General features: G+C 39.8%; 18 protein-coding genes, 1 rRNA gene and 5 pseudogenes. 13 read left to right on the top strand and 11 right to left on the bottom strand.

Annotation, left to right across the window (positions count from 1 at the left end; genetic code table 11):
• The first annotated feature begins 1 nt into the window (after position 1).
• From IC007_RS04365 to IC007_RS14285, 5 genes and pseudogenes are all read left to right on the top strand, one after another.
• Positions 2-835, top strand: coding sequence for a hypothetical protein (locus IC007_RS04365; protein WP_054846476.1), 834 nt, complete (start codon positions 2-4; stop codon positions 833-835).
• 12 nt (positions 836-847) lie between these two features.
• The gene (locus IC007_RS04360; RefSeq protein WP_149528424.1) at positions 848-1,633 is read left to right on the top strand and encodes an ATP-binding cassette domain-containing protein; all 786 of its coding nucleotides are present in this window, start codon (positions 848-850) and stop codon (positions 1,631-1,633) included.
• Positions 1,587-2,282, top strand: coding sequence for a hypothetical protein (locus tag IC007_RS04355; protein WP_149528423.1), 696 nt, complete (start codon positions 1,587-1,589; stop codon positions 2,280-2,282). Before IC007_RS04360 ends, IC007_RS04355 begins: the two co-directional genes overlap by 47 nt.
• Before the next feature lie 54 nt (positions 2,283-2,336).
• Positions 2,337-2,561 carry a DUF1286 domain-containing protein gene (locus IC007_RS14180; RefSeq protein WP_149528422.1) on the top strand — a complete coding sequence of 75 codons (225 nt, stop codon included), beginning with the start codon at positions 2,337-2,339 and terminating at the stop codon, positions 2,559-2,561.
• Positions 2,562-2,596: 35 nt separating this feature from the next.
• Positions 2,597-2,686 (top strand): annotated as a pseudogene (locus IC007_RS14285) (DUF1286 domain-containing protein); the annotation flags it as partial.
• On the opposite strand, the pseudogene IC007_RS13805 reads toward IC007_RS14285, so the two are convergent.
• Positions 2,680-3,014: pseudogene (locus IC007_RS13805) on the bottom strand (RNA-guided endonuclease TnpB family protein); the annotation flags it as partial. The pseudogenes IC007_RS14285 and IC007_RS13805 overlap by 7 nt on opposite strands.
• 323 nt (positions 3,015-3,337) lie before the next feature.
• On the opposite strand from IC007_RS13805, the pseudogene IC007_RS13800 reads away from it, so the two are divergent.
• Positions 3,338-3,660: pseudogene (locus tag IC007_RS13800) on the top strand (type II toxin-antitoxin system RelE family toxin).
• On the opposite strand, the gene IC007_RS13435 reads toward IC007_RS13800, so the two are convergent.
• Positions 3,605-3,748 carry a hypothetical protein gene (locus IC007_RS13435; protein WP_167747977.1) on the bottom strand — a complete coding sequence of 48 codons (144 nt, stop codon included), beginning with the start codon at positions 3,746-3,748 and terminating at the stop codon, positions 3,605-3,607. The pseudogene IC007_RS13800 and the gene IC007_RS13435 overlap by 56 nt on opposite strands.
• Positions 3,749-6,745: 2,997 nt before the next feature.
• Here IC007_RS13435 and IC007_RS04335 point away from each other — a divergent pair.
• The 3 genes from IC007_RS04335 (at position 6,746) to IC007_RS13795 (ending at position 9,031) form a co-directional block, all read left to right on the top strand.
• Positions 6,746-7,063, top strand: coding sequence for a hypothetical protein (locus IC007_RS04335; RefSeq protein WP_054846481.1), 318 nt, complete (start codon positions 6,746-6,748; stop codon positions 7,061-7,063).
• A gap of 9 nt (positions 7,064-7,072) precedes the next feature.
• Positions 7,073-8,551 (top strand): M48 family metalloprotease, encoded by a 1,479-nt coding sequence (locus IC007_RS04330; RefSeq protein ID WP_149528421.1) that lies wholly within the window; start codon positions 7,073-7,075, stop codon positions 8,549-8,551.
• 99 nt (positions 8,552-8,650) lie between these two features.
• The gene (locus IC007_RS13795; protein WP_054846484.1) at positions 8,651-9,031 is read left to right on the top strand and encodes a hypothetical protein; all 381 of its coding nucleotides are present in this window, start codon (positions 8,651-8,653) and stop codon (positions 9,029-9,031) included.
• Between the two features lie 161 nt (positions 9,032-9,192).
• Here IC007_RS13795 and IC007_RS13310 read toward each other — a convergent pair whose 3' ends face one another.
• The 5 genes from IC007_RS13310 to IC007_RS13785 all read right to left on the bottom strand — a co-directional run bounded on the left by IC007_RS13310 (position 9,193) and on the right by IC007_RS13785 (position 13,917).
• Complete coding sequence (locus tag IC007_RS13310) at positions 9,193-9,369, bottom strand: hypothetical protein (protein ID WP_156303827.1); 177 nt, start codon at positions 9,367-9,369, stop codon at positions 9,193-9,195.
• A 471-nt stretch (positions 9,370-9,840) separates the two neighbouring features.
• On the bottom strand, positions 9,841-10,431 hold the full coding sequence (locus IC007_RS04320; protein WP_149528420.1) for a hypothetical protein: 591 nt from the start codon (positions 10,429-10,431) through the stop codon (positions 9,841-9,843).
• A gap of 62 nt (positions 10,432-10,493) precedes the next feature.
• Positions 10,494-11,156 carry a hypothetical protein gene (locus IC007_RS13790; protein WP_232049019.1) on the bottom strand — a complete coding sequence of 221 codons (663 nt, stop codon included), beginning with the start codon at positions 11,154-11,156 and terminating at the stop codon, positions 10,494-10,496.
• Between the two features lie 428 nt (positions 11,157-11,584).
• On the bottom strand, positions 11,585-12,751 hold the full coding sequence (locus tag IC007_RS04310; RefSeq protein ID WP_232049018.1) for a hypothetical protein: 1,167 nt from the start codon (positions 12,749-12,751) through the stop codon (positions 11,585-11,587).
• On the bottom strand, positions 12,748-13,917 hold the full coding sequence (locus tag IC007_RS13785; RefSeq protein WP_232049017.1) for a hypothetical protein: 1,170 nt from the start codon (positions 13,915-13,917) through the stop codon (positions 12,748-12,750). The genes IC007_RS04310 and IC007_RS13785 overlap by 4 nt, the downstream gene beginning before the upstream one ends.
• Positions 13,918-14,739: 822 nt before the next feature.
• On the opposite strand from IC007_RS13785, the pseudogene IC007_RS04295 reads away from it, so the two are divergent.
• Positions 14,740-15,841: pseudogene (locus tag IC007_RS04295) on the top strand (RNA-guided endonuclease TnpB family protein).
• 636 nt (positions 15,842-16,477) lie between these two features.
• On the opposite strand, the pseudogene IC007_RS04290 reads toward IC007_RS04295, so the two are convergent.
• Positions 16,478-17,016 (bottom strand): annotated as a pseudogene (locus IC007_RS04290) (hypothetical protein).
• 990 nt (positions 17,017-18,006) lie between these two features.
• On the opposite strand from IC007_RS04290, the gene IC007_RS04285 reads away from it, so the two are divergent.
• Complete coding sequence (locus IC007_RS04285) at positions 18,007-18,441, top strand: hypothetical protein (protein WP_054846831.1); 435 nt, start codon at positions 18,007-18,009, stop codon at positions 18,439-18,441.
• A 5-nt stretch (positions 18,442-18,446) separates the two neighbouring features.
• On the opposite strand, the gene IC007_RS13305 is transcribed toward IC007_RS04285, so the two are convergent.
• The 3 genes from IC007_RS13305 to IC007_RS04275 form a co-directional block, all read right to left on the bottom strand.
• Positions 18,447-18,584 (bottom strand): hypothetical protein, encoded by a 138-nt coding sequence (locus IC007_RS13305; protein WP_162302115.1) that lies wholly within the window; start codon positions 18,582-18,584, stop codon positions 18,447-18,449.
• A 222-nt stretch (positions 18,585-18,806) separates the two neighbouring features.
• On the bottom strand, positions 18,807-19,031 hold the full coding sequence (locus IC007_RS04280; RefSeq protein ID WP_149528419.1) for a hypothetical protein: 225 nt from the start codon (positions 19,029-19,031) through the stop codon (positions 18,807-18,809).
• A gap of 353 nt (positions 19,032-19,384) precedes the next feature.
• Entirely contained in the window at positions 19,385-19,615 is a 231-nt protein-coding gene (locus IC007_RS04275) for a hypothetical protein (protein WP_054846833.1), read from the bottom strand.
• Positions 19,616-19,863: 248 nt separating this feature from the next.
• Between IC007_RS04275 and IC007_RS04270 the strand changes: the two genes are divergently transcribed.
• On the top strand, positions 19,864-20,193 hold the full coding sequence (locus tag IC007_RS04270; protein WP_149528418.1) for a hypothetical protein: 330 nt from the start codon (positions 19,864-19,866) through the stop codon (positions 20,191-20,193).
• Between the two features lie 639 nt (positions 20,194-20,832).
• Positions 20,833-22,303, top strand: a 16S ribosomal RNA gene (locus tag IC007_RS04265).
• Positions 22,304-22,457: the final 154 nt, after the last annotated feature.

Here is a 22,457-nt window from a genome sequence, read left to right as displayed (position 1 = left end):
GGTGAGGCAGGGAACTAAGAGCGGGATCGTCATAGCTCTCGTTGTGTCTTTGGTAGCCTTAGGTGCGTTCATCCTATTCATACCTTCGCTGAGCTATTACTCGCTGTACTATTCCCTCAACCCAGGACTGGAGAAGGGTTCAACCGTGACGTACGTCCTGAACGGCACGGAGTACGTGATCCCCTCCCTCTCCACGCAGTCTATCAGCGCTGAGATCAACATAACATACAACGGGGAGAACTTCACCGTTCACACAGTGTGCTACGCATACAACTCCTCGGGGAACTCGTCTGTCTCTCGCTTCCATAAGGTCACGGTGCTGACCAAGGAGTCTCCGCTGATAGCCCTAGTCCTGAGTACGTACCACCAAGGCAATGAGGCTTTCTCCTTCGTGTACAATAACGGAACTTACATCCTGCACGCTGGAACCACGGAATCTCAGGTGTCATCTCCTTTCCTAGGTGAGGCGTACTGCTTGTCCTCTACCCTCCCCGGTTTTCCCCTCCACTCTGTCCTCCTGAACAACGGTATGGCCGAGACATACAAGTTACAAAGCACGGTCTCCCTAGACCCGGTTTCAACGGAGGTCAAGGTGACCAGCTCAACGGAAAGTGAGGTGGCGCTCCTCTACCGCGGTGCCCTCGAGGAGGCCCTCCCCAAATCTAACCAACATGCCTTGGTGACTTTCACCTTGAAGTTATACTCCTCCAACATTCGTCCTGTTGAGGACTGGGGAGGGCTCGTCTACTCCACCGCAGTCCCCATGTTGAGGTACTCTATACTCTTCTTCGTGGTAGCTGCAGCTATATGGGTGTACTGGAGGTATCTCAGGTGAAGGGCGATCGTGATGAAGGTACAAGCAGACTCGCTGGTTAAGGTCTTCGACAGGGAGGTCCTCAACGTGACCTTTCAGGTGGAAGGTAAGAGGATAGCCCTCCTGGGACCTAACGGCTCGGGCAAGACCACTTTCCTCTCAATTCTCTCCTCCATCCTGAAGCCCACGAAGGGAGAGCTCAAGGTCAATGGAGTAGTCCCTTACAGGGAGAGGGAGAAGGCGGTGAAAATGATAAGCTTCCAGTTCGAGAAGCCACGCTTCTTGTTCAACATGAAGGTGAAGGACCTGGTCTCCTTCCTGGAGAAGGAGTACGGCTGCGATACCTCCCTTATTCCCAGGGAGATTTACCCCCTCTATCTGTCTGGTCTCTCCAGCGGTCAGACACAGTTGGTCCAAGCGGTTTCCGTGATGTGCTCCGAGTCCGAGGTAAAGGTCTTCGACGAACCCTTCTCTCATCTGGACGTCAACGTGGAGAGCAAGCTCAGGAAGGCCATGCTCTCTCTCGACTCGGACACGATCGTCACCACCCACGTCCCAGAGGAGGCGGAGTGGATGGGAGACGTGATAGTGGTACTCCAGGACGGAAGGCTGAAGTGGTACGGGACCGTGGAGGAACTCTACAGGGGAGACATATACGAGGTCTATTATAGGGGAAAGCTGAGGTTGGACGCGTTGTGCGACTTCGGAAACGTCGCCCTTGTCAAGGGAGACGAGGACTTACTCTCGTCACTGGTGAAGAAGGGTGAGATAGTTGGGTTCAAGAGAGCGGGAGTCAGGAAGCTATACACGTGCAGTTAAGTGGTACTTCAAGGGGCTTTTCCCCTTGTCCACAGCTTTCCTCCTCTTCTTGTGTGTCGGTTTTCAGTTCTTCGGCTACGTACTTGGGGTCAAGGAGATAGAGTCCTTCCTTATAGGGATATTCACGGTTCCCTTGGTAGTGGTAGGAGGTGTGTCGCACGTTTACAGGGAGGACGACGTCACGGTGTTCGAGCTCTCCATGCTCAAGACGTGGAAGGGAATAGGGGTAGCCAAGGTGGTCTCAGTCCTCGCGTGGGACCTCCTCTTCTCAGCGGTGGACTTGGTCTTCCCCTTGGTCACCGGCGAGTGGAACCTCTACCTGGACACAGTATTCACCGTGGTACTCTTCTCTTGCGTCTCGCTTTTGTTCATGCTCTCACGACTTGCTCTCACTCTCTCCTTCCTTTTCTCGTTCATGACGTCAATATCGTCGCAGGTAGCGTTACTGACGTACCAGTCGTTGAGACTGCACTCCGACCTGATGTCTTACGTGTTCTCCTCCGTCTCTCCCGTAGCGGGTTACTTAGGCGAATCCATAGGCTTGATACACGTGGACTTCCCGTACGTGTACCTGGTGGACTCCGTGCTGAGCGCTATCTTCGTCACTCTCTTCCTTTTCTCCTTCCTGAGGTCAAGCTACAAACTTTAGCTTTTACTCCCACGTTTCGAAAACGCGAAGAGGGAGAACACTGCACGCAAGGAAATGATGCAAAGAAGATGTATATATATATCACTTCCCTACCTTATGTTGGCAGGTGTCCTCTCCGTAGCGGGGAACCTCATCATCGATGAGCTTGGTCACAGGGAAGTACGCACTAGACGATGGATCATACCCACCACGACGCCACAGACCCACACTTTCCCGAGGTCAGTGGTGTGGGGAATGTTCTTCTATACCTTTCTTCGCTCTCGGTTCTCTCCTCGGTGACTTCCCTTAGTTTCTCCTACTCTCCATCGAGAGATCCCTTCCATATGCCCCTGGACATCTTCACATAGGTGGGAATATACGTGAAGAGTGATGATAAGTGGAGGAGGTTCGCCTTAGCCCACTTCTCTTTAGGTGTCAACCAAAGTGGGCTTGTACACCCTATGGAAACGACCTTTCTTAAGGTTACTATGCCAACCCTTGTACGTCGCGAGAGCGTCACGATAGCAGTCCTCAGCAACTGACGGTAGATCATATCCCTCTCTTAGCCTCTTGTATAACTCCTCGTGGACTCTTCATAGTGCTCTCTTCTCTCCTAGATTTTTCACGTTCTCCTTTAACCAAAACAGGGTGAAACGCAGTGTTTTCACGTAGCTATTCAAAAGAGCTAGGAGGGGTTCAGAGGGGGATTTTCATCGAAACAGTTGCTCTGATCGCCTTACCCCTCATAGACATTAAGGAGCCTTTGGAAAAAGGAGCATTTAAATATAAGGGGGCTATCCATACCTGCCTCAGAGAGTCGAGGCTTTCATTCTTTTTGTAACTCTTTCACGGTCATAGCAGGTTATCTAGCTTTCTGCTACTTCGCGAACCTCCTTTCCTGCATGTACTGCATAGTCCTAAGTTAACAAGAAACCCTTGAGAGGTAAACTGGGGAGTAAAGTCCCAGGACGACAAGAGAAACAGTGACTCTACTTTATTTTTCACAACTATTATTTATAACAAAATAATATACGTAAAGAGAAAAGTTTTTAAATACATTTTCTATTACTTTTATTGTGGTTTGCATCGAATGGAAATTAAGGATAATGTTTAGTAAGAGGATAAATAATCTTGATGAATTAGCTGATTATCTTCTAGATAATTTTGCAAGTGATAAGTTAGTTATGCTTATCTTAGATAAGGTGCTATTATTACTAGATAATCCCTTCAAATATTCCAGGAAAAGTTAGGAAAGGATAAGCATGGTAATCCTACTTTTTCAATAGAAGTTACTGGAGACATAAGAATACTTTACAATATAGATTCAAAAAATTGTATCATATTTATTTGGGAAGTTGGGTCTCATAAGAAGGTTTACGGACGTTGGTTCTCTCCTTAGCTTTCTTTTCCACAATCCCCTTAAGCTTAATTACTTCGTCTTTGCTTAACTCAGCATAATAATATTCTCCGTCCTTACCAGTATTCATATGTATAAATTTTCCCAGAGGTTATTAAAGGTGTAGTCTAGAATAAACTCTCCAGTTTACTGAATAGAAATTCTAAGCAGTTACTGCCCGGATCCCGATTTTTTCTTTGTGAGGGCTCGCTCTCGCGACAATGGGAACAATATTGCTATTTTAGTAAACCTACTGGAAAGAGTTTCATAACTCAACTTTTAACTAACTACGATATTATTATGAATTAAGTAAACCTGCTAAGGAAGATTTAACGTTTTTTAACGTATGAAGGGTATCACAAAAAAGCAGAAAATACTAGCAGTTCCGGCAAAAGGCTCATTAACTTTAGAAGAATTAGAAAGATATACTAAATTTCTAGAAACTCACTCTTGAAAAATTTAACTGAGTTAGCATCTGGTGGAAGATAACTAGAGGCTGGCTCCCCATGGAGGTAAGAAAAATATAGAAAATGTTCTCTACGAGCCTTACTTAAGGAATTGGGGTGGAGTAGCATGGAAGACTCTGATATGAAGTTACTACTAGTTCCATTTGATATTTTAGCTAGTTTTATGATAGAGATTTTGAGAAATATTATCAAATATTATATTTTATATAGCGTGTCCATATCTGAAAGTGTGTTCTACTCTTCCTCGATATTAAGTAATAGTCTTGCTAATCTAGTGCTGTACGACATTGGTTCCACCTTTCAGATCATTTATATATTCTTTGGAATGATCCTGCTCTTGGAATAGCCAGTTTAATGGCTAAGCAGACTGTTTGAATTATTTCGTAGAAAATACTTCTAAGTCAAGGAATTTGCATCGTATCTTCTTATATTCTTATAGCTCAGATTGTTACACTATTTGCATAATAACATGAAATTGAGAGTTAACATAAATAGGAAACGTTGTCTCATCTACTGATTGCTATATCAATATTCATTATTTTATGTAAATCAGTTCTCCCTTCTCTCGTGAAATACCTTACGTTTCTTTTTAACGATTTATGGAAACGTTTTAAACATCCGTTTGTGCTGGGTTCAAATCCCCGTGGCGGCACTGGTTCTTCACCAATACACCCTATATAATAGCTAGGGAGGTTAGTGCGAATAATTGTAAGGAATAACTACAACATTATAGGATTGGTAACTGTTATACTATTCCTTTTTTACTTTTTCCTTATCCAGTCTTCTTAAACTGTTTAGTTTAGCTTTATTAACTAGTCAAATAATATCGTAATTGTTTACATATTTTATTTGAGTACTGAAAATATCTGTTATAAGCTAAATTTCTATTGTTCTTTAGCTCTTAGTATTATACCATTTACGGTTACAGTAATTCTTGGATTACTTCATAGTGTTGTCATTAAGCTATTTATATTTCTATAAGTTTTGACGATTGATAATATCTTATTTAATATGAATACTCTTTATAAAGAAAAGCCATTTAATAAATTTATATACAAATGGCGACACTATGATATTTCCTTAGCAAAAACATTATTTCTTATTAGTTTCAAATATATCTCTAAAAATATATGATATAGCTATAGAGTAAAAAGCTGATATTGCAGATGCCACTTCAATAACACTTTTTATACCTAAGGTCATTTCTACATATTATAGTATTAAATTTCCTACTGTATAGAATAAGCTGCCAAAAGTTGCGTTAAGGCCTAAGTAAGTAGCGTAAATTTCCTTAGATAAGTTAAACTGAATTTTTGAAGAAATAGGTTATAAAATAATATTAGAATTATGGAATAGATAATCAATGGAATTATATATAATGAAGGAGGAAAGAGGACTATAGTAAATAGAATAAAAGAAGGAATGAGACCTCTAAAAAGTAAAACCGTATATATATATTACTATCCCTTTTAAAATTTCTATTAATAATTATTAGATAAATGGTATCATAAAGGATAAATGCTGCGAAGTAAATTGTGTAATTAACCAAGAAAGAAGAGGATAAAGACAATGCACCTATAAATACTGGAACTATTCCCCTGAAGAAATTACTGAAAAATATCTATTAAATAAAATTGAGCACCTCTTTTACCTTTTAATAAAGATAACGTTATCTTAAAGATTATCTTAGCATTCTCAGTACCTTTTGGATGATTAATAAGGAAAATTATGGGAGTGTGAATCAAAAGCATGTAAAACCCTAAAATTAGTAATACGCCTTTTAAACCTACTATGGAAAGTGAAAAGTAGAGTAGACTAATCCGTTAATGTTCTAATACTATGAGTTAAAACCCAAATATTTCTGAAATCTTTATACGAGTTTACAATGTGTCTTAACACTTTCTTATGATTAGTCTCCTTAAATGTATGTATTACACCTAGGATTAGGAAAATTACAAAGATAAAACTTATAGAATTGGAGTAAATAAAGAAAGACTAACAAGCGTTGATCCACTTAGAATCGAAAGGATAAAGTAATATATTCTAGTATTTACAATATAATCTGTTAAAAAACCAGCAATTACTGCAAGATGTCCTAGTACGAATGCAATACTAAAAAGAACACCAATTAAAATAACGTTCTTACTTATTAAAAATATGTATGCTGGAAAAATGAAAGAAAGAGTAAAATATGGTTGTATAGCGTGTTGAATAAGATAAAGTCTAACATACCTATTCTGAAAAACTCTAAATTCCATTAATTTTCCCCGAGTTCTGCTAATCTAGGACATTTAATTCCAGAATTAATGTATTTAGCTCATTTATTGAATTTTTCCCTCTTCTATGACTAGGCTTCCATCCTTATCTAAATATCCTATTGCCTCATTGTCTAACAATACTGTCATAGGGCATTTAAATATTTTACTGTAAATAATATACTTAAATTGATTTTTAACTTTTTTAGTTTAGTGAGCTCTTCCAAAAACTGTTCATATGCCACACTATTATAAGTATTAATTTTAAATGGAAAATAAATGATTACTTCTTATTTAGTAAGACTTTTTAACATGATCGAGAGTTAAAAAAAGCCGTTTAAGCCAAAATATAATAGGGGAATAAAGATGATAATAAAGTCAAAAGGTTATATGCACAAATTAAGTAATGAAACCCAAGTAGCCATTTTATCAGTGTTCGTATTAGCAATGCTAGCAGTATTTCCGTTCCAAATAATGATAGCAGGTATAATAATGGGCTCATTGTTATACACGGCAGGAGGTTCAGCACTAGGCGGTATCGGAATAGGGCTGGCCGGACCAGTGGCCGGGTATGCCGCTACTGCAGGATATACCATATCTGTAGCAGGTACGAGTGTAGCTGTGAGTGATATATTATTTGGTGCGGGATTAGCTCTAGCGGGTACTGGTGTAGGTTTAGTCTGAGTGATTGTAATGAAAAGAAATTTTTTTATAATAACTAATAATAAGAAGAAACATTATTTTCTTTCTTTAATTATATTAATTTTACTTGATATTGCATCCTTAGTAATAAGAGATACTATAGGAAAGGAAAATGTCCATCTTTTTGATATTTTTACATACTTAACCTTATCATTTGCTATAATTACCATATTTGCTCCCCTCATAATGTTAATATTCTTTGTTAAAGCTTTACTTTTATATAATCGTCAGTTATCTAATCGGACTAATATAGTTAATACTAATCAAATAAATAGTGATTCTATTTATAATTCAGTATTAATTCATCTTAAAATATTCTTTATTGAAGCATCCATTTTATTTACCATTTTTATGTTAACTTCCGCTTACAGAATTCCCTCCCTTTACACTCCCGTAGGTTTCGTAATTTACACTATCTTGTCTTTTCTTATTTCTCTCTTAGCGGTCGCTTTAATAGTGTCTAGGATGCCTCCTTTTAAGTATATAAAACCTAAAGATGTAAAGTTGGTAAACGTTCCATTTAAAGTAGGTGGCGTAACATTTGAAATACCTACTATTTCTAGGCATGGTTTTTCTAAAACATTAATAATTATAATGGAAAATTCAAGTCAATCTATAAAGGCACATGAACTCTGCCATGCTAAAGAACACCATGCATTAATAAATTTAATTCTACAGACACTAAATCTCTCTATCACACTCTCTACAATACATTTCCTAATAATTGCCATGTTTCCTAACTTATCTAATATAACTATAAGCTTACCTTTAGTAGCGAAGTTAGTTTTAATTACGATTATTAGCTATTTTTTGTCTATATCATTAATTAGAATTGAAGAATCAAAGGCAGATGCATTTGCGTTCAATACAGTTGGCAAGAAGGCCTATGAGGAATTCTTAACGTCCGTAAGAGAAAGTTTTGGCAAAGATTTTAATTCTACCACAGAATTACCTTTATCGAGTCGTATTACTCATACTTCAACGAGATATGCGTTAAAGACTGGGGACCCGCTCTCCTCATTAGGATATTGGGAGATACCTATTTTATTGTCCATTTTTAACTCCGTGGTACTATCATTACAAATAGTTTCGTTGAAATCTTTAGTATTTTTGTTTCCTCTTTACTTTTCCGGATCTTTAGTGGTAGACCTACTTTTAGGATTAATTTTCTTACCTATAGTAAAGGGATATTATAAGGGAACAAAGAAAGGTATAGCGAACTTCTCCTTTCTTATATCTGGAATGTATGCAATTCTAAGCTCAATAGAAGTTATTGCTCATAGTTATTTTTATCTTGATGCTATATTATTTTTATCCATACTTACTCTGATATTTTTGGTAATTAAATCCTTCCTTATCGATGTAAAAACTAGTCTAAAGGTATTTTTAATTACGTTCATTATATATGGAATATTAAGCGTTTCTCTACTCGCGCTTTTTCTCTTAAGATATTATCTTGGTGTACTATAGAATGAATAGAGAAATACTATACATTTATTTAACATTCTGGATTGGTTTACTGTCAGTTTACCAATAGATTACTTAATAGGTTTTAAGAAACCCGCAATAGTGCATGAACTTCCAGTACCAGATTATACACTGCTTTTTCACATAATAACAGTAAATTTTACTTTTGCATTAATAATTTTCTTAGTAGGAAATAAAATTATACAGAAGATTATCGGTTTCACTATTGCCCTATATGTAGGCGAGATAGTATTTAAATTTGGATTAATAGTAGGTCTTATAGGTATCTTACCTCATGGTCCGATTGAATTTCTTGGCTTTAGTTTCATAGCTTATGCTGGTCAAAAATTCAAAACTAGGAATAATTATACCAAACCTCTGATAATAGGTTGTACTCTTTTAATTACAGCTGCATTTATAGAATCAACTCTATCTATTTATATATTTCAAAACAGTATTAGAGTACTCAAAAACATACCTTGACAATGTTGTATAAACATTAGCTAAACCTATACAGTAATCAGTGCATGTTAACTCCGTCTAAAACTTCTATGTCATTATTACCCGCACAGTCATATACTAAACACTCATAAAAACAAACATAAGAAGCATCTGGATCCGGTGGATCATTCTTTATGCACATCTTATTTCACCTTTTTTATCTCTATTTTTTCTGGTTCATAATTACTCAAAACGTTTGAAAGTGCGTTTCCTTTTATTTCATATCTTCCAGATACTACTTTAATTACCTTATTTTCTCTTAATAAATAAGATTCAGCAGTAAATACTTTCTTATCTCCTTCTCTTTCAATATTCTCCAAAATATTTAATACTACAATGCGACCCTTATTTTCTTCTGCCGAAATGATACCCCTTATCCTTTTCCTTAATTATGACTTCATATCCTACTTTCCCGTCTTTAGCTTTCACAAATGCGAAAGAGTAGTTTCCTATCTGTATATCATCTCTAATTTCAAATTCTACCTTATTACTTTTATTTAATCTATCTATATATTGCTTTCTCTTTTTTGCGACATCCTCTATAATATCAAATTTCTGTGTAAGATCTTCAAACTCTATCGTTTATCGCCTCAGTATATATTACGTGTAATCAGCTTTTTTTAAAACTCTCGTTTATTCTAAAAAGTTTTAATAAATAAGGGATATAAACGTTTCTTAATATTAAAAAGTCTATAATACATTTGAGCAAGAACTAAACTAATTTTTAGTAGAACAACTTCTTTGCTTTTACTTTATCATTACTTATACAAGGATGATAATAATTTAGCTTGTTATCTTTCTCCGAAACGGTACTTGTAAGTCTCTATCCTACTCCTCAGGTTATCAACCAACATTTTAGTTTCAAAGCTCACTCTCTTTTCTTGCACAGCCTCCTCAGCCCTTGCCAGACACTCCTTAGCCCTCAAGTAGAGATCTTTGTTATCATAAGCTACAGCGTTCTGCAGATACATCATGCCTAGCATGGCTAACTCCGCCACATAATTTTCCGACTCCTTATCTGAAAACGCTAACGCTTTCTCATATCTCTTAATCACTTTTTCATCAATGGGTTGTCCGCTCTCTGGAGAGATTATATACTTAGTCCTAGCCTCTTTTTTCCTTATTCCAGGAGGTCTTATCCCACGCCTCATAAGATATCTGTCAAGGTAAGTGGACAATGTCGCACCTAATGTGGAAGATATTATAGCGCTTAATGAAACGGATAATATAAAGCTATGTAAAAAGATATAAATAATGTCATAAGCCAAAATAAGCACTATAGCTGATGGCAATGCTGAAAATAATAGGATAAGTAAGACGTATTTTAAATTTGATATCTGTTTAGTAGGACCAAAGATAACCTTATTTTCACGCTTTTTCATCTTGCTCACCATAACAATCATCTAAATATTTATTATCTTTACCTTTATTTTTTTAAACAAAATTAGCAACAAAATCCACCTTTTTCACATACGTATTCACCACCTACCGTACAAGCTGTTTGGATACCAATTCGTAGAATAATCTGCAAAACCTCATTGCATATTATATCGCAAGATACTGAACATATAGCATATATAATCGGATCCTCAATGAATATTATACAGACATCCACTTCACATACTTCGTCACATGCAATCGCGCTAGCTACCTTAGTTGCAAGTAAATTACATAATATTGGAACTAGTACTTGGCATATTTCACATTCTATCGGATTCGGATCTTTCCCTTCTTCACTTTTTTGTTGCAAAGGGTAAGGTTGGTATAGTTTGTCTGGTATCAACACCTCCTTATTCTCTATCTTTTTAGTCTTAGTTCCACAACCAGATACGCCTTCCTTAATCAAAACCCTATGCTTATCCCCTTCCCTTCCTAAATACTTCACTTTAAAACTTCTAAGTACGCTTTCAGACCCGTAGTTTATCCTATAAGTTATCTCGTGCTCACCGAAAGGATCGCCTTCTATTAACTGACTCCATTGGATTATCTTTGACGGTTGTCCTTCATATTCTATTAATGTCACTACTTGTCTAAAAATTCTCTTATCATCTTTCTTCTCTTTATAATACAATAATTTAATGCTCTTAGGCTTTAAACTCTGAGGCATATGAGAATTGAGAACTTTTAAAAAAAAGTTAACTATAATAGAACATCTTGGCAATATTCTTCACTTATTTTTATTCTAACCTAACTAGGCAATAGTTTGAAAGAATAGTTCCAATTCCTTTTTAAAATTTAGTGTATTAGAAGAATTCCTTAAACCAATTGTAGAGATATTAATAGACTTAGAGATACTCAGGAAATGAATAGGAGAGTCAAAGAGGATAAGGGTAATTAAATACCGTAGTTATGTTAATGAAAATTAGTTAAAGTACGAAGACAAAATTATATGTAAGAAGATAGTGTATATAAACTCTCTGTAATTTAAATAAAACGTTTTGACAAAAGGTACTTCTATCTCGCGAGACATTATTGACTCTCCACATACTTGCTTTCACTTTATGATCTTTAAGTCATATCCGTCATAACCTTACGCTAATCTTTTTCCCTTATAATATCCTTTGTAGTGTTGGAGAATATTGTAAGTGCCACTATTAGTATTACCACCGACGCAGTACCTATATAAGTATATGTAAGACCCACGAGAGTAGCTATTGTCGAGACTGAAATGGTCGCTATAAACATCGAGAGTTGCATTAAAACTCCTTGTGCGATCAAGATATTTACATAAGCGTCTTTACTTACAATATATTTATAAATAGAATTAAAGTGGATGAAAATATAAGACACGACAATTGACTGTAAGAAAGTCAGGACTGTAATAGGTATTATCCTACCTGCAATGAAGGGAAAGACGTATTCAATTAACATGGCAGGGATTGATAAGATCAACAGTCTTCTCAAGGTCTTTGTCTTCCACCTTAGGGCAATAATGGCACCAAACGCTCCAGCTACTATACTCGCTACTAAAACTATAGTGATGTATTCTGAGAACGTCTCCTTGTTTACGTATACGAGCTTAAGAAACAATATAGTTAATGCATTAGCCAGACCGATAACCGGATATATATGTGTTTCTAAGAATCTGAATACATGGTTACTCTTTATGTAGTTTACCCATACCTTAAAGGAATTAGTAGAAGAGAGGGTTATCTCGACATCATTTAATATCATGGATAAAAAGGCTATTATCAGTAAAGGTAACCCCATAACCGGTAGGTAAGCGCGGGGCAAGTAGGTATTGAACAGCCCAGCTATTATCAACGCTATGATAGAAGCTCCTAACAGGGAGATATCTAGAACGGAATCATAATCTATGAACTCACCGTATTTGTTTAATAAAGTTTTAGCGTAATATCCTAATGGCCTGGTCACCAGTAAAACCAGGAAATCGAATAAGACTATTAGAAGGATCTCTTCTAACGGTGTCAAGTCAAGACTTAAAGCAAACACTACGAGGAATGCCAGTACAGGAAATATTATTACATTAATCTTTACACTCTTTATCTTCCTGAAAATTAAAGGTAAAGGCAATGAGAAGATATTCGGTGCATTTATCAACGTCCATACTAAAGCTGAAATTATTAAATTCTTATAAATTAAATAGGTGTCTATTACGAAATAGTATCCTATAAACATATCTACTAAATTAAGAAGAGTGAGCATAGATACTATAATTTTTATCTCATTAGGTATATTCAAATCACTCTCACCTTATGGTTAAATTCCATATTTCTTATTTTTAATAGAGGTCCTACTATAGGTGAATACACTGAAACTTCTCTATTAGTAATATTAGAAAGTTGAATTAATTCCATTTGATCAATTTCTGAAAGGTCCTCTAATAGGTCTCTAAGGATATATTCACCCACACCGTCTACAATTACCTTAAGGGGAAAAGTGAGTTCACGCTTATTAAGAAAATTAATAATTCGCGACATAAATTTCTTCTTAATATTATAATAGAAATTATATACTATCATATACACATTATTCTCATTTAAAGTATTAAATTGATAGGAATCAGTCTGTAATATATTACTTATATCTTGTAAAATTTTTTCATTATCAACCTTATTTTCATTTATTAAATAATCAGTAAAATATGTATAGTAAAACTTGGAAAAGATCTTTAAAAACTCCATGGTCTTAACTGAGGCTTCCTCAAATTTTTTAGATTTTATAGATAAGAATAGATACATTGTAATTAATAATAATTCGCTTTGAAAAATTTTTGAAAAGGATATTGGAATATGATAATTGTTATAGAAAAATGAGATATCTGTAAATAGACCTAAGTTCAGAAAGTCTAAATTAGATAAAGAGAAATCACTAGATAAATTAGAGAAGAAAATTCCAGTAGACTGGGTACCCATTTCAAAAATTAGACTATTCTCTCCCAAGCCTAATAGCTCAATAAGGGGTAGGATTCCTGATTTATGCGAAAGTAAATATACAGTGTTATCTATATTTTTGAAATTATTATTAGTAATATCAATAAATGTATTTAATAGTGTAAAATAGTAAATCTTATTATGGTTATTTCCGAATATTTTCCTTATTATGGCAAGACTTATATCTGAGGGCTTCTGCAAAAACAAGGTAGCTGAACCAGAAACAATTATATTGTCTATTTGATCATCTATGTTAAAATTTTGGCTTATATATTTTCTTATTAACTCTAATGTAGTATTTTTTGTAGAATTATAATTATAATAAATTTCTTTAGGATCGCCTCTATAGTTATCATCCAATAAATTAAAAAAATATGAAATCAGAGGAATTGTAGCCACATATATTTCCTTTTTATCTACATTATGTATCCCTATTTCCAAATTTCCTCCAAAGTTCATGTAAATATCAATCATAATTATCCTCACCAGTAAGAGGACATCTTAGCTCTCCTAAATTACTTGTAAAAATTCTCCAGTACATTCTGACAATATCAAAATAATATGAAAAAAATTATTACTTATTATACCAAACCCCCCATTTTCACTTAGGTATTATAATAATAATGCAGTTAGCAAATTTCTCCTTGCTTTGCTTTCCAAGCTCCATCCATTTTGGAGAGACCCAATTTGTTGGAACTCCGTCCATTTCTTTTTCACCTATTCTATAACTCACTATAAAAATCCTCTTATAAAAACCCTCCTTTTTTTAACTCTTAACAATGTCTAAATATATCATTGGAAATCTTGTACAGCATTTATAGTTTACACTAAAAACTATCACCATTATTTTTATAGTTTTTAGTCTTAATTTGTGTTTACCCAAAAAAATGTTTAAATATAAGCACTTCTAACGCTTAGTCGCTAGATTGATATTGAAATATAAAGACATAACCTCCCCGTTATTTCTTCGCGACCTTTCACATGATCCGTTATCTTATCTGTCAGAGTTAGCATCTGGGTGAAGATAACTAGGGGATGGCTCCGCATGGAGGTAAGAAATACAGGAAATCGTTGAAGATCTCGATATTAAGGGAGCTAGGGATTGATTAACCACGGACATGGAAGGTTTGATATGTTCGATATGCTAAATATTATTCTAAAGGTTGTGCTTGCTCTTTTCGACGTTTTACAAAGGGCTGAAAGCCTCGCCCCTTCTAGGGGATGGAAATTTAAATACTTCTTTTTCGTAAATTCCCTCAATGGCCAGGGGGTAAAGCGATCAGAGCTACCGTTTCTATGAAGATCGCCCTATCAGAACCCCTCCTAGCCCTCGTGAACAACTACGTGAAAGCACTACGTTTCACCCTATTCTGGTTGAAAGAGAACGTTCCAAATCCAGAAGAGAAGGGAGTGTTCTCGAAAGTCCACGAGGGATTGTACGAGAAGTAAGGGAGGAATACAAGCTACCGTCAAAGATAGCTGAGGACTGTTATCGTGACGCCCTCTCGACGTACAAGGGTTGGTATAATAACCCGAGGAGGGGTCGTTTCCCTAGAGTTCACAAACCTACTGTTTGTTAACACCTAAAGCGAGCTATAGCGTGGACTTCGAAACAATGGCTGTTAGGATTGCTGGTGTCGGTGAACTCCCGATCTTAGGTTACCCCAGGAACTTGAAGGAGTACTTGAGCTGGAGGACGAGGGAGGCTAGGCTAGTAGTCAAGGGCGACAAGGCTTTCCTTAAGGTGGTATTGGAGAAGCACGAGGAGATTATCGAGCCAAAGTCTAGTGTTGCTGTTGACATTAACACGGGTGAGATAGTAGTCGGAAGAGATGACACTCACTACGTTAGGATCCCAACAAGGCTTGAGGAAGTCCACCATTGGAAGTCTTTAGCTGAGAATTTGCAGAAGAATCAAAGAAGGTGGAGAGGGAGAATAAGAGGATATTATGGAGGACCCGCTCTTTTCACCTAAAAGCCAAGAGAATTAGGAAGACTTCGCCAAGAAGGTGGGGAAGTGCGTCGTCTAAACCGCAAGTATGATTGGTGCTAACGTAATTAAGCTTGAGAACCTCAAGAACCTAATTAAGAACGTAGACAAACTATCGATGGGGTTTCACGACAAACTCTACTTAATGCAATATCGTCGCGTTCAATATTGGATTGAGTGGCAGGCTAGGAAGAGTTGCATAATCGTTGAATTTGTGAATCCTAGTTATTCTTCCGTGACTTGCCCTAAGTGCGGGAAAAGGATGGAGGAAGTCGCCCATAGGTATTTTCGCTGTCCTAGTTGCGGTTATGAGAATGATCGTGACGTTATTGCGATCGTAAACCTAAATAGGGGTCTCTGACCCTCTCGACTGCCCCTCAAATGAGGGATGTAAACACGAACCGATGAGGGGAACCCTCGCCGTGGCGGGGAGGAAGTAAGTTAATACCTTTAGGGATCCTAAGAAACGTTATCACTTATTATGTTTTGTACGGATTCTCTACCTCTTTAAACGCCCTTTACTCTTCGCCAATATTTAGTGTGGCTGAACAAACTTGGTCCAGTCTAGGTCCGTTCTTTCAGATTATTTTCGCGCTCCTGGGCTGTACTGCCTGCTTTGGGGTCCGCTGCATTAACGTATAAAATAGCCAAATGGACGACCGAGCAATTTGATTATTGGGACTATTTAAAGGAAAACTCTTCCCTAGAATTAGTGTTGTATCTTGCTATCCAGTCGTTGAGGTCATTACGTTAATGGTTGGTTAAACTGGGGAGTTTAACGGTTCAACATGTTATGCGCAGTAGATGTGAAAATCAGATATTCGTTATAACAATAAAATATAACGTATACACTGTTACGCCTTTGATAAATCGCGTTAAATTGATAGTTTCAATTTAACGTCTTAAACACCCGGTCGACCGGGGGTTCAAGTCGCGGTACCTTCTAAATTTGTTGATAATTTCAATAGTTTCCTCGATGATGAACTACTAAAAAGTAAGGGCTTAAATTAATAACATCTGAATAACATCGATAAGTTTAAGCTTTTACCTTTCCACGAAACGATACTTATACGTCTCAATCTTACTCCTCAGGTTACCTACCGAAATTTTAGCCTCAAAACCCACGCTCTTCCCCTGCATTACCTCCTCAGCCCTTGCCAGACACTCCTCAGCCCTCAAATAAAGATCCTTGTCGTCGTAAGCCACAGCGTTCTGCAGGTACATCATGCCGAGTATGGCTAACTGCTTGATGTATCCCTCCCCTTTAGCAAACTTGAGATTAGCTCGAATCTCTTAATATATTTCTCGTCGATTGGTTGTCCGCTATCAGGCGAGATCGTAACGGATACCTTCCTCATAAAGGGAGTAACGAGGTTGCGACTCTGGAGGTATTTCCTAAAATACGTTACTGAGACTAGAAACACTAATACAGGGGCTATCGTGCTAACGGTATTAGCTAGTGTTACACTGTGTAATAGTAAGGGGATCGAAAAAGACAGTACAACGGCTATTGCTGTAGGCAAACCTATAAACAGTAATGCTAAACCGAGCCATTTCAAAAAAGGTAGCTTCCTCCCACCCATAACTCTTCCCTTTGTTAAATTTGTTTATAAAGGTTGAAAACCCGTTAACGACATAAACCAACTCCCCGGCATAAACCGCCTATCCCGCAAGTTCTACTCCTGAGGATCTTGGAGTAATTCGTGAAGGTGTGCACATCGCCCGCATACCTAGAAGGATCCCCGATATTAAAAACAAAAACAAAAAAAACTCCACACAAGCTTCATTTCACGCCACGCTTTCATCGACGCCTTCGGCTGGCAACCCGCACAGTCGTGAAACTATCGCTTTACATGCCACATTCTATGGACCCATTTTTCCCCTCCACTTCCTGTAAAGGAAGGCCAGTGTAATTGTTTGGCATTGCTATACCCCTGTCCTCTATTTACCCTTGGTTCCACATGATAGCTTCCTTAACAAAACCCTACGCCTTTCCATGTAATTCACCTTAAAAACCCTAAACTTTAGGAGCCAGTTTACCTTATATCTCATGCCTACTGTGAGACACCCATATTGACCGCTGAAGAGTTTTGAATACCACTCATACTCTGTCGCTGTCGCTCCTTGTCTAAAGACTCGGTTACCGTCCTCCTTCCCTTCATAATGCAATTTAACGCCTTCAGGCTTTGAACTAGGACGGAAATACGTTGGCGAGAAATCGTTGGCGGAGATAAGGCCCACCGACGCGAACTAGAACAGACGCGGAGCCCTGAGAGTTATTCCAGCGCTTGCCCTCGTCATTCCCTCACGTTCGCGTCCCAATACCTTGTGACCAACGAGAGGGCAACGCTCTTGAGGTTCGGCAAGGCCACGAAGGACGCCTTCACACACCCAAACTACTGGTGTCTACCCTTCATCCGCTCTGACGAGATAATTCCCTGTCTCCTTTAAAAAATTGTTTTTCTATTAAGCAGAAAGGCAACTTAGAGTTTTATAAAGATTACGGTTAGTAATGCTTAATAATCTGTTCTAGAGAAATATTTAATAATCTGCTATATATATTAGGGATTGGCATGAAACTCAACCCGGGTGAACAGGTCGTTTGGAGGGAGTTCCCGATGAGCGTTTACAGGAGGAACGTCACCATAGCGCTCACCGTGATAGGAGTGCTCTTCCTATTTTCAGGTTTTTTCTACGGTTTAGGTATTTTCTTGATAGCGCTTGCCCTCGTCATGTATTCCCTCACGAGGTCTGCGTCCCAATACCTTGTGACCAACGAGAGGGCAATGCTCTTGAGGTTCGGCAAGGCAACTAAGGAGGTCCCCCTCAACACGCCCAACCTACTGGTGTCTACGGTCAATCAGCAGTTCATAAGCAGTAAGGTGGGAGGAAATCACGTAGTGCAGGACGTGATATTCCTCCAGAACGGGATGGAGCTACTGAGGTTCAAGAAAGTCCATAAAGGAGAAGAGCTTATCGCAATACTGCACAGCATGGGCTTCACTTGACCCCGTCAGGATAGAGAAGGAGCCAAGCCCTCTCCTCCCTCCGTGAAGGCGGAGCCGATCTCTGCTTTTGTTCTCTCCCCTCCATTTACCTTTTTTAGCCCTCTCTCGTTTTCTTTCCCCCACGTGGGAGTTATAATTCCCATATTTTGAAATCAAAATTTTGAAATCAAAAGGCACTCTAAACGAGTATTCAGAATAGTGATAATCACTTCAGTGCATACTATGGGATGAGTATGTAAGGAGAGATACACTCATGTTTTTTCAACCTGGTAAATTATGTGAAGTACCGCACTTCTTCAATACGTCACGGTTTTTGCTAGTTAGAATTACAGTAATTATCCTGACTAAAGGAACGGGGGTGAATACTACGATAAGGTAAAACTCTTGAGGTAGATTGAAACAAATATACCTCTTCTTACTTTGTTCTTCTCTGTCTTGTTCGGTTTGTTACAAACGCACCTTATGGCATTGTACACAACTCTCTCATCTATTCCTCTATTCCTTAAGAGCTGAGAATGTTTCTTAATTCTGTCCATAGCGTGTTGGGTTATTTCACAGTTTGAAACTGAATCCAAGATATTACCGCACAAGGACTTCCGCCTAAATCTCTTAAATCTGGGTAAACTACTAAGTTAGTGACCTCCAAGTAAACGCTGATTTGCTTGCCCTCTACATTTATTTCTAATTCAGGTCTCCCAATGACATTGATGTCTTTAGGTACCACACCTCTGTGTGACACTATGTTTTGCGGGGTGCATTGCTCGCCGAATCTGGGCTTTAGTATCTACGGAAATTGTTACGTTTACTTGCACGCTGTAATTTTCACCATTCTTGATCACGTGAATCGGTATAGAGAAAACTCTCACTTTCAGCTCTTCATTATCTATTTTAATGGTTAAAGTCCCGGGTTTAATAGAAATTAATTCATAATCTGAGAGAGATATCATTCATCGTCGTCCTCGTAAACTACGTCGATGGAGACTATCCTACCTTCCTCGTCTCTCCAAACTTGAACGTTACCCTCGTGGTATTCCACGTAATAAGGGGAACCCCCAAAGTCTACTGAAATGCCGTCATCGTATTGTTTGATGCTCGGGACGACCGCGTTTGATGAGAGGTTCTGCACGTAAGCGTTACACGAAACGCCTTGCTGGTTGAACAACTCTTCATACATATGTATTACATGTTATCTTATGCGCGTTAAAAGGTTTCACCTCTCTGCGAGACTGTAAGCTGGCTGAAACCACGTGGACGTATCTTGCGTCCTACAAGTGGAACACCCCACGCTCGGTACGCGTCCGTCGGGCCCAAGCCGGGGAAAACGATGCAAGGGAAAAATCATGAAAATTTAAGATTTAGGAGAGACAAGGAATTCAAGGACCCCCAATGAGCTTCAACTCCTCTGATTCCCGCTCCTTCTGTGTGTCTCGTAACACGCCGGACCTAGCTCGCAACACCCACGAGGGGGTCCCGCTCGTCTTCGACCTCCCTTTGAAAGGTTTCTATCGCTGGTCCAGAAGGAGGGTGATTTACCTTGGCTTCAGGCCCTTCGTGACCCCTTACAGATACGACCACCAGATAATGCTTTACGCAGAGTTGATCCGAGGATATATAGTTACTACAGACAAGGGTTTCCCTTGCTGGAGGGCCGTGGTGCTAGACGTGGACAAATACGAGAAGATGTATGTGAGGATGTTGAAAGGGTTACACAAGCTGAAAGAGAAGAGACCGGAGACTTCACAACCCTATTGACTCGCGAAATACCCTTTGCCTCACAACCTCATGCCCAGTTTATTCTCTCCTCAAGTTCCTGACCAGAAGGCAGGGAAACAAGGACGCAGCGTATTTGGGAGTTGAAGCTCCTCGCCCGCGTGTAATTGAGCCGTGCAACCGTGGATGGGCAGGACAAAGCTCTCTTTTCACTACCCTACACTTCTCCCTTCCTCCAGCATCGACTCCTCTCGCAACCCACTCCCCCTCCCTTTTTTTCTCTACTAAGAAAGATATAAAGTTTGTTAAATATTTTTTATTTAAAGACACCTTTCTCCAATCATTTTCTTAATTGACACCGTTAATAAAAATTCCTTTTTACTTTAACCCCGATCTTTCTGAATAGTTTCAAGAAAAAGTTCTTCTTCTCAGGTGTTGACATATCTTTAATAAAACTGACCCGCGTAAGTGACGTCCCCAGTTCACGGGGTTATATAGGGACACCTAGTCGTAAGTTTTATATGTAGTTCACAACCTATATGTATAATGTCGAAAACCCCTCCGGGAGAAAACCTCCCGGGGGTTGGAGACACATGGAGAAGCAAGAACCCCGAGCTTTAAGGTCGGGAAACCTTGCTTCTGACAGGGGAAGTTGGACGGTGAAAGATCTTCCGTCCCCTGATTCCGGTTGATCCTGCCGGACCCGATCGCTATCGGGGTAGGGCTAAGCCATGGGAGTCGAACATCCCGCAAGGGGTGTGGCGGACGGCTGAGTAACACGTGGTCAACCTAACCTAAGGAGGGGGATAACCCCGGGAAACTGGGGATAATCCCCCATAGTTGAGGAGTCCTGGAACGGTTCCTCGACGAAAGTCCGCAAGGGCACCTTAGGATGGGACTGCGGCCCATCAGGTTGTTGGGGGGTTAAAGGCCCTCCAAGCCGATAACGGGTAGGGGCCCTGGGAGGGGGAGCCCCCAGATGGGCACTGAGACAATGGCCCAGGTCCTACGGGGCGCACCAGGCGCGCAACGTCTTCAATGCACGCAAGTGTGAAAGCGCTACCCCGAGTGCCTCTTTGAGGCTTTTCTACGCTCTAAAAAGGCGTAGGAATAAGCGGAGGGCAAGACTGGTGTCAGCCGCCGCGGTAATACCAGCTCCGCGAGTGATCGGGACTCTTATTGGGCCTAAAGCGCCCGTAGCCGGCTCTATAAGTCACTGCTTAAAGACCCGGGCTCAACCCGGGGAAGGGTAGTGATACTATAGAGCTAGGGGGCGGGAGAGGTCGGGGGTACTCCTAGAGTAGGGGCGAAATCCGTAGATCCTGGGAGGACCACCAGTGGCGGAGGCGCCCGGCTAGAACGCGCCCGACGGTGAGGGGCGAAAGCTGGGGTAGCAAAAGGGATTAGATACCCCTGTAGTCCCAGCTGTAAACGATGCGGGCTAGGTGTCACGTGAGCTTAGAGCCCACGTGGTGCCGCAGGGAAGCCTTTAAGCCCGCCGCCTGGGGAATACGGCCGCAAGGCTGAAACTTAAAGGAATTGGCGGGGGAGCACCACAAGGGGTGGAACCTGCGGCTCAATTGGAGTCAACGCCTGGAATCTTACCGGGGGAGACCGCAGAATGACGGCCAGGCTAACGACCTTGCCAGACTCGCGGAGAGGAGGTGCATGGCCGTCGCCAGCTCGTGTTGTGAAATGTCCTGTTAAGTCAGGCAACGAGCGAGACCTCTACTCTTAGTTGGTATCTGGGCCTCCGGGCTTGGACCACACTAAGAGGACTGCCAGTGTTAAACTGGAGGAAGGTAGAGGCCACGGCAGGTCAGCATGCCCCGAAACTCCCGGGCCGCACGCGGGTTACAATGGCAGGGACAGCGGGATCCAAGTCCGAAAGGAGGAGGCAATCCCTCAAACCCTGCCTCAGTTGGGATCGAGGGCTGAAACTAGCCCTCGTGAACGAGGAATCCCTAGTAACCGCACGTCAACAACGTGCGGTGAATACGTCCCTGCTCCTTGCACACACCGCCCGTCGCTCCACCCGAGCGTAAGAGGCGTGAGGATCCTTGCGAAAGTGGGGATTCGAACTCCTCTTACGTGAGGGGGGAGAAGTCGTAACAAGGTAGCCGTAGGGGAACCTGCGGCTGGATCACCTCACATAAGCTCCCCTTACAATTACAGGAGGGGGCGGAAGATCCACCTAAGTCCAACTTCCCCTTTTCATGCAACTCCTCTCACGAGGGCCGGAGAGGAGTGAAGAGCTTAGGGCCCGTGAACGGATGAGCAATGAGTCTGTTCGCGTGTCCGATGAG

The sequence above is a fragment of the Sulfuracidifex tepidarius genome, from assembly GCF_008326425.1.
Lineage (GTDB): Archaea > Thermoproteota > Thermoprotei_A > Sulfolobales > Sulfolobaceae > Sulfuracidifex > Sulfuracidifex tepidarius.
This window is presented reverse-complemented; position numbering and strand designations above follow the sequence as displayed.

Excerpts from the sequence above, each read along its gene's own strand:
- IC007_RS04360 (WP_149528424.1), top strand. The coding sequence starts at position 848 with ATGAAGGTACAAGCAGACTCGCTGGTTAAGGTCTTCGACAGGGAGGTC.
- IC007_RS14180 (WP_149528422.1), top strand. The coding sequence starts at position 2,337 with ATGATGCAAAGAAGATGTATATATATATCACTTCCCTACCTTATGTTG.
- IC007_RS13435 (WP_167747977.1), bottom strand. The coding sequence starts at position 3,748 with ATGAATACTGGTAAGGACGGAGAATATTATTATGCTGAGTTAAGCAAA.
- IC007_RS04335 (WP_054846481.1), top strand. The coding sequence starts at position 6,746 with ATGATAATAAAGTCAAAAGGTTATATGCACAAATTAAGTAATGAAACC.
- IC007_RS04330 (WP_149528421.1), top strand. The coding sequence starts at position 7,073 with ATGAAAAGAAATTTTTTTATAATAACTAATAATAAGAAGAAACATTAT.
- IC007_RS04320 (WP_149528420.1), bottom strand. The coding sequence starts at position 10,431 with ATGAAAAAGCGTGAAAATAAGGTTATCTTTGGTCCTACTAAACAGATA.
- IC007_RS13790 (WP_232049019.1), bottom strand. The coding sequence starts at position 11,156 with ATGCCTCAGAGTTTAAAGCCTAAGAGCATTAAATTATTGTATTATAAA.
- IC007_RS13785 (WP_232049017.1), bottom strand. The coding sequence starts at position 13,917 with ATGATTGATATTTACATGAACTTTGGAGGAAATTTGGAAATAGGGATA.
- IC007_RS04285 (WP_054846831.1), top strand. The coding sequence starts at position 18,007 with ATGAAACTCAACCCGGGTGAACAGGTCGTTTGGAGGGAGTTCCCGATG.
- IC007_RS13305 (WP_162302115.1), bottom strand. The coding sequence starts at position 18,584 with ATGGGAATTATAACTCCCACGTGGGGGAAAGAAAACGAGAGAGGGCTA.
- IC007_RS04275 (WP_054846833.1), bottom strand. The coding sequence starts at position 19,615 with ATGTATGAAGAGTTGTTCAACCAGCAAGGCGTTTCGTGTAACGCTTAC.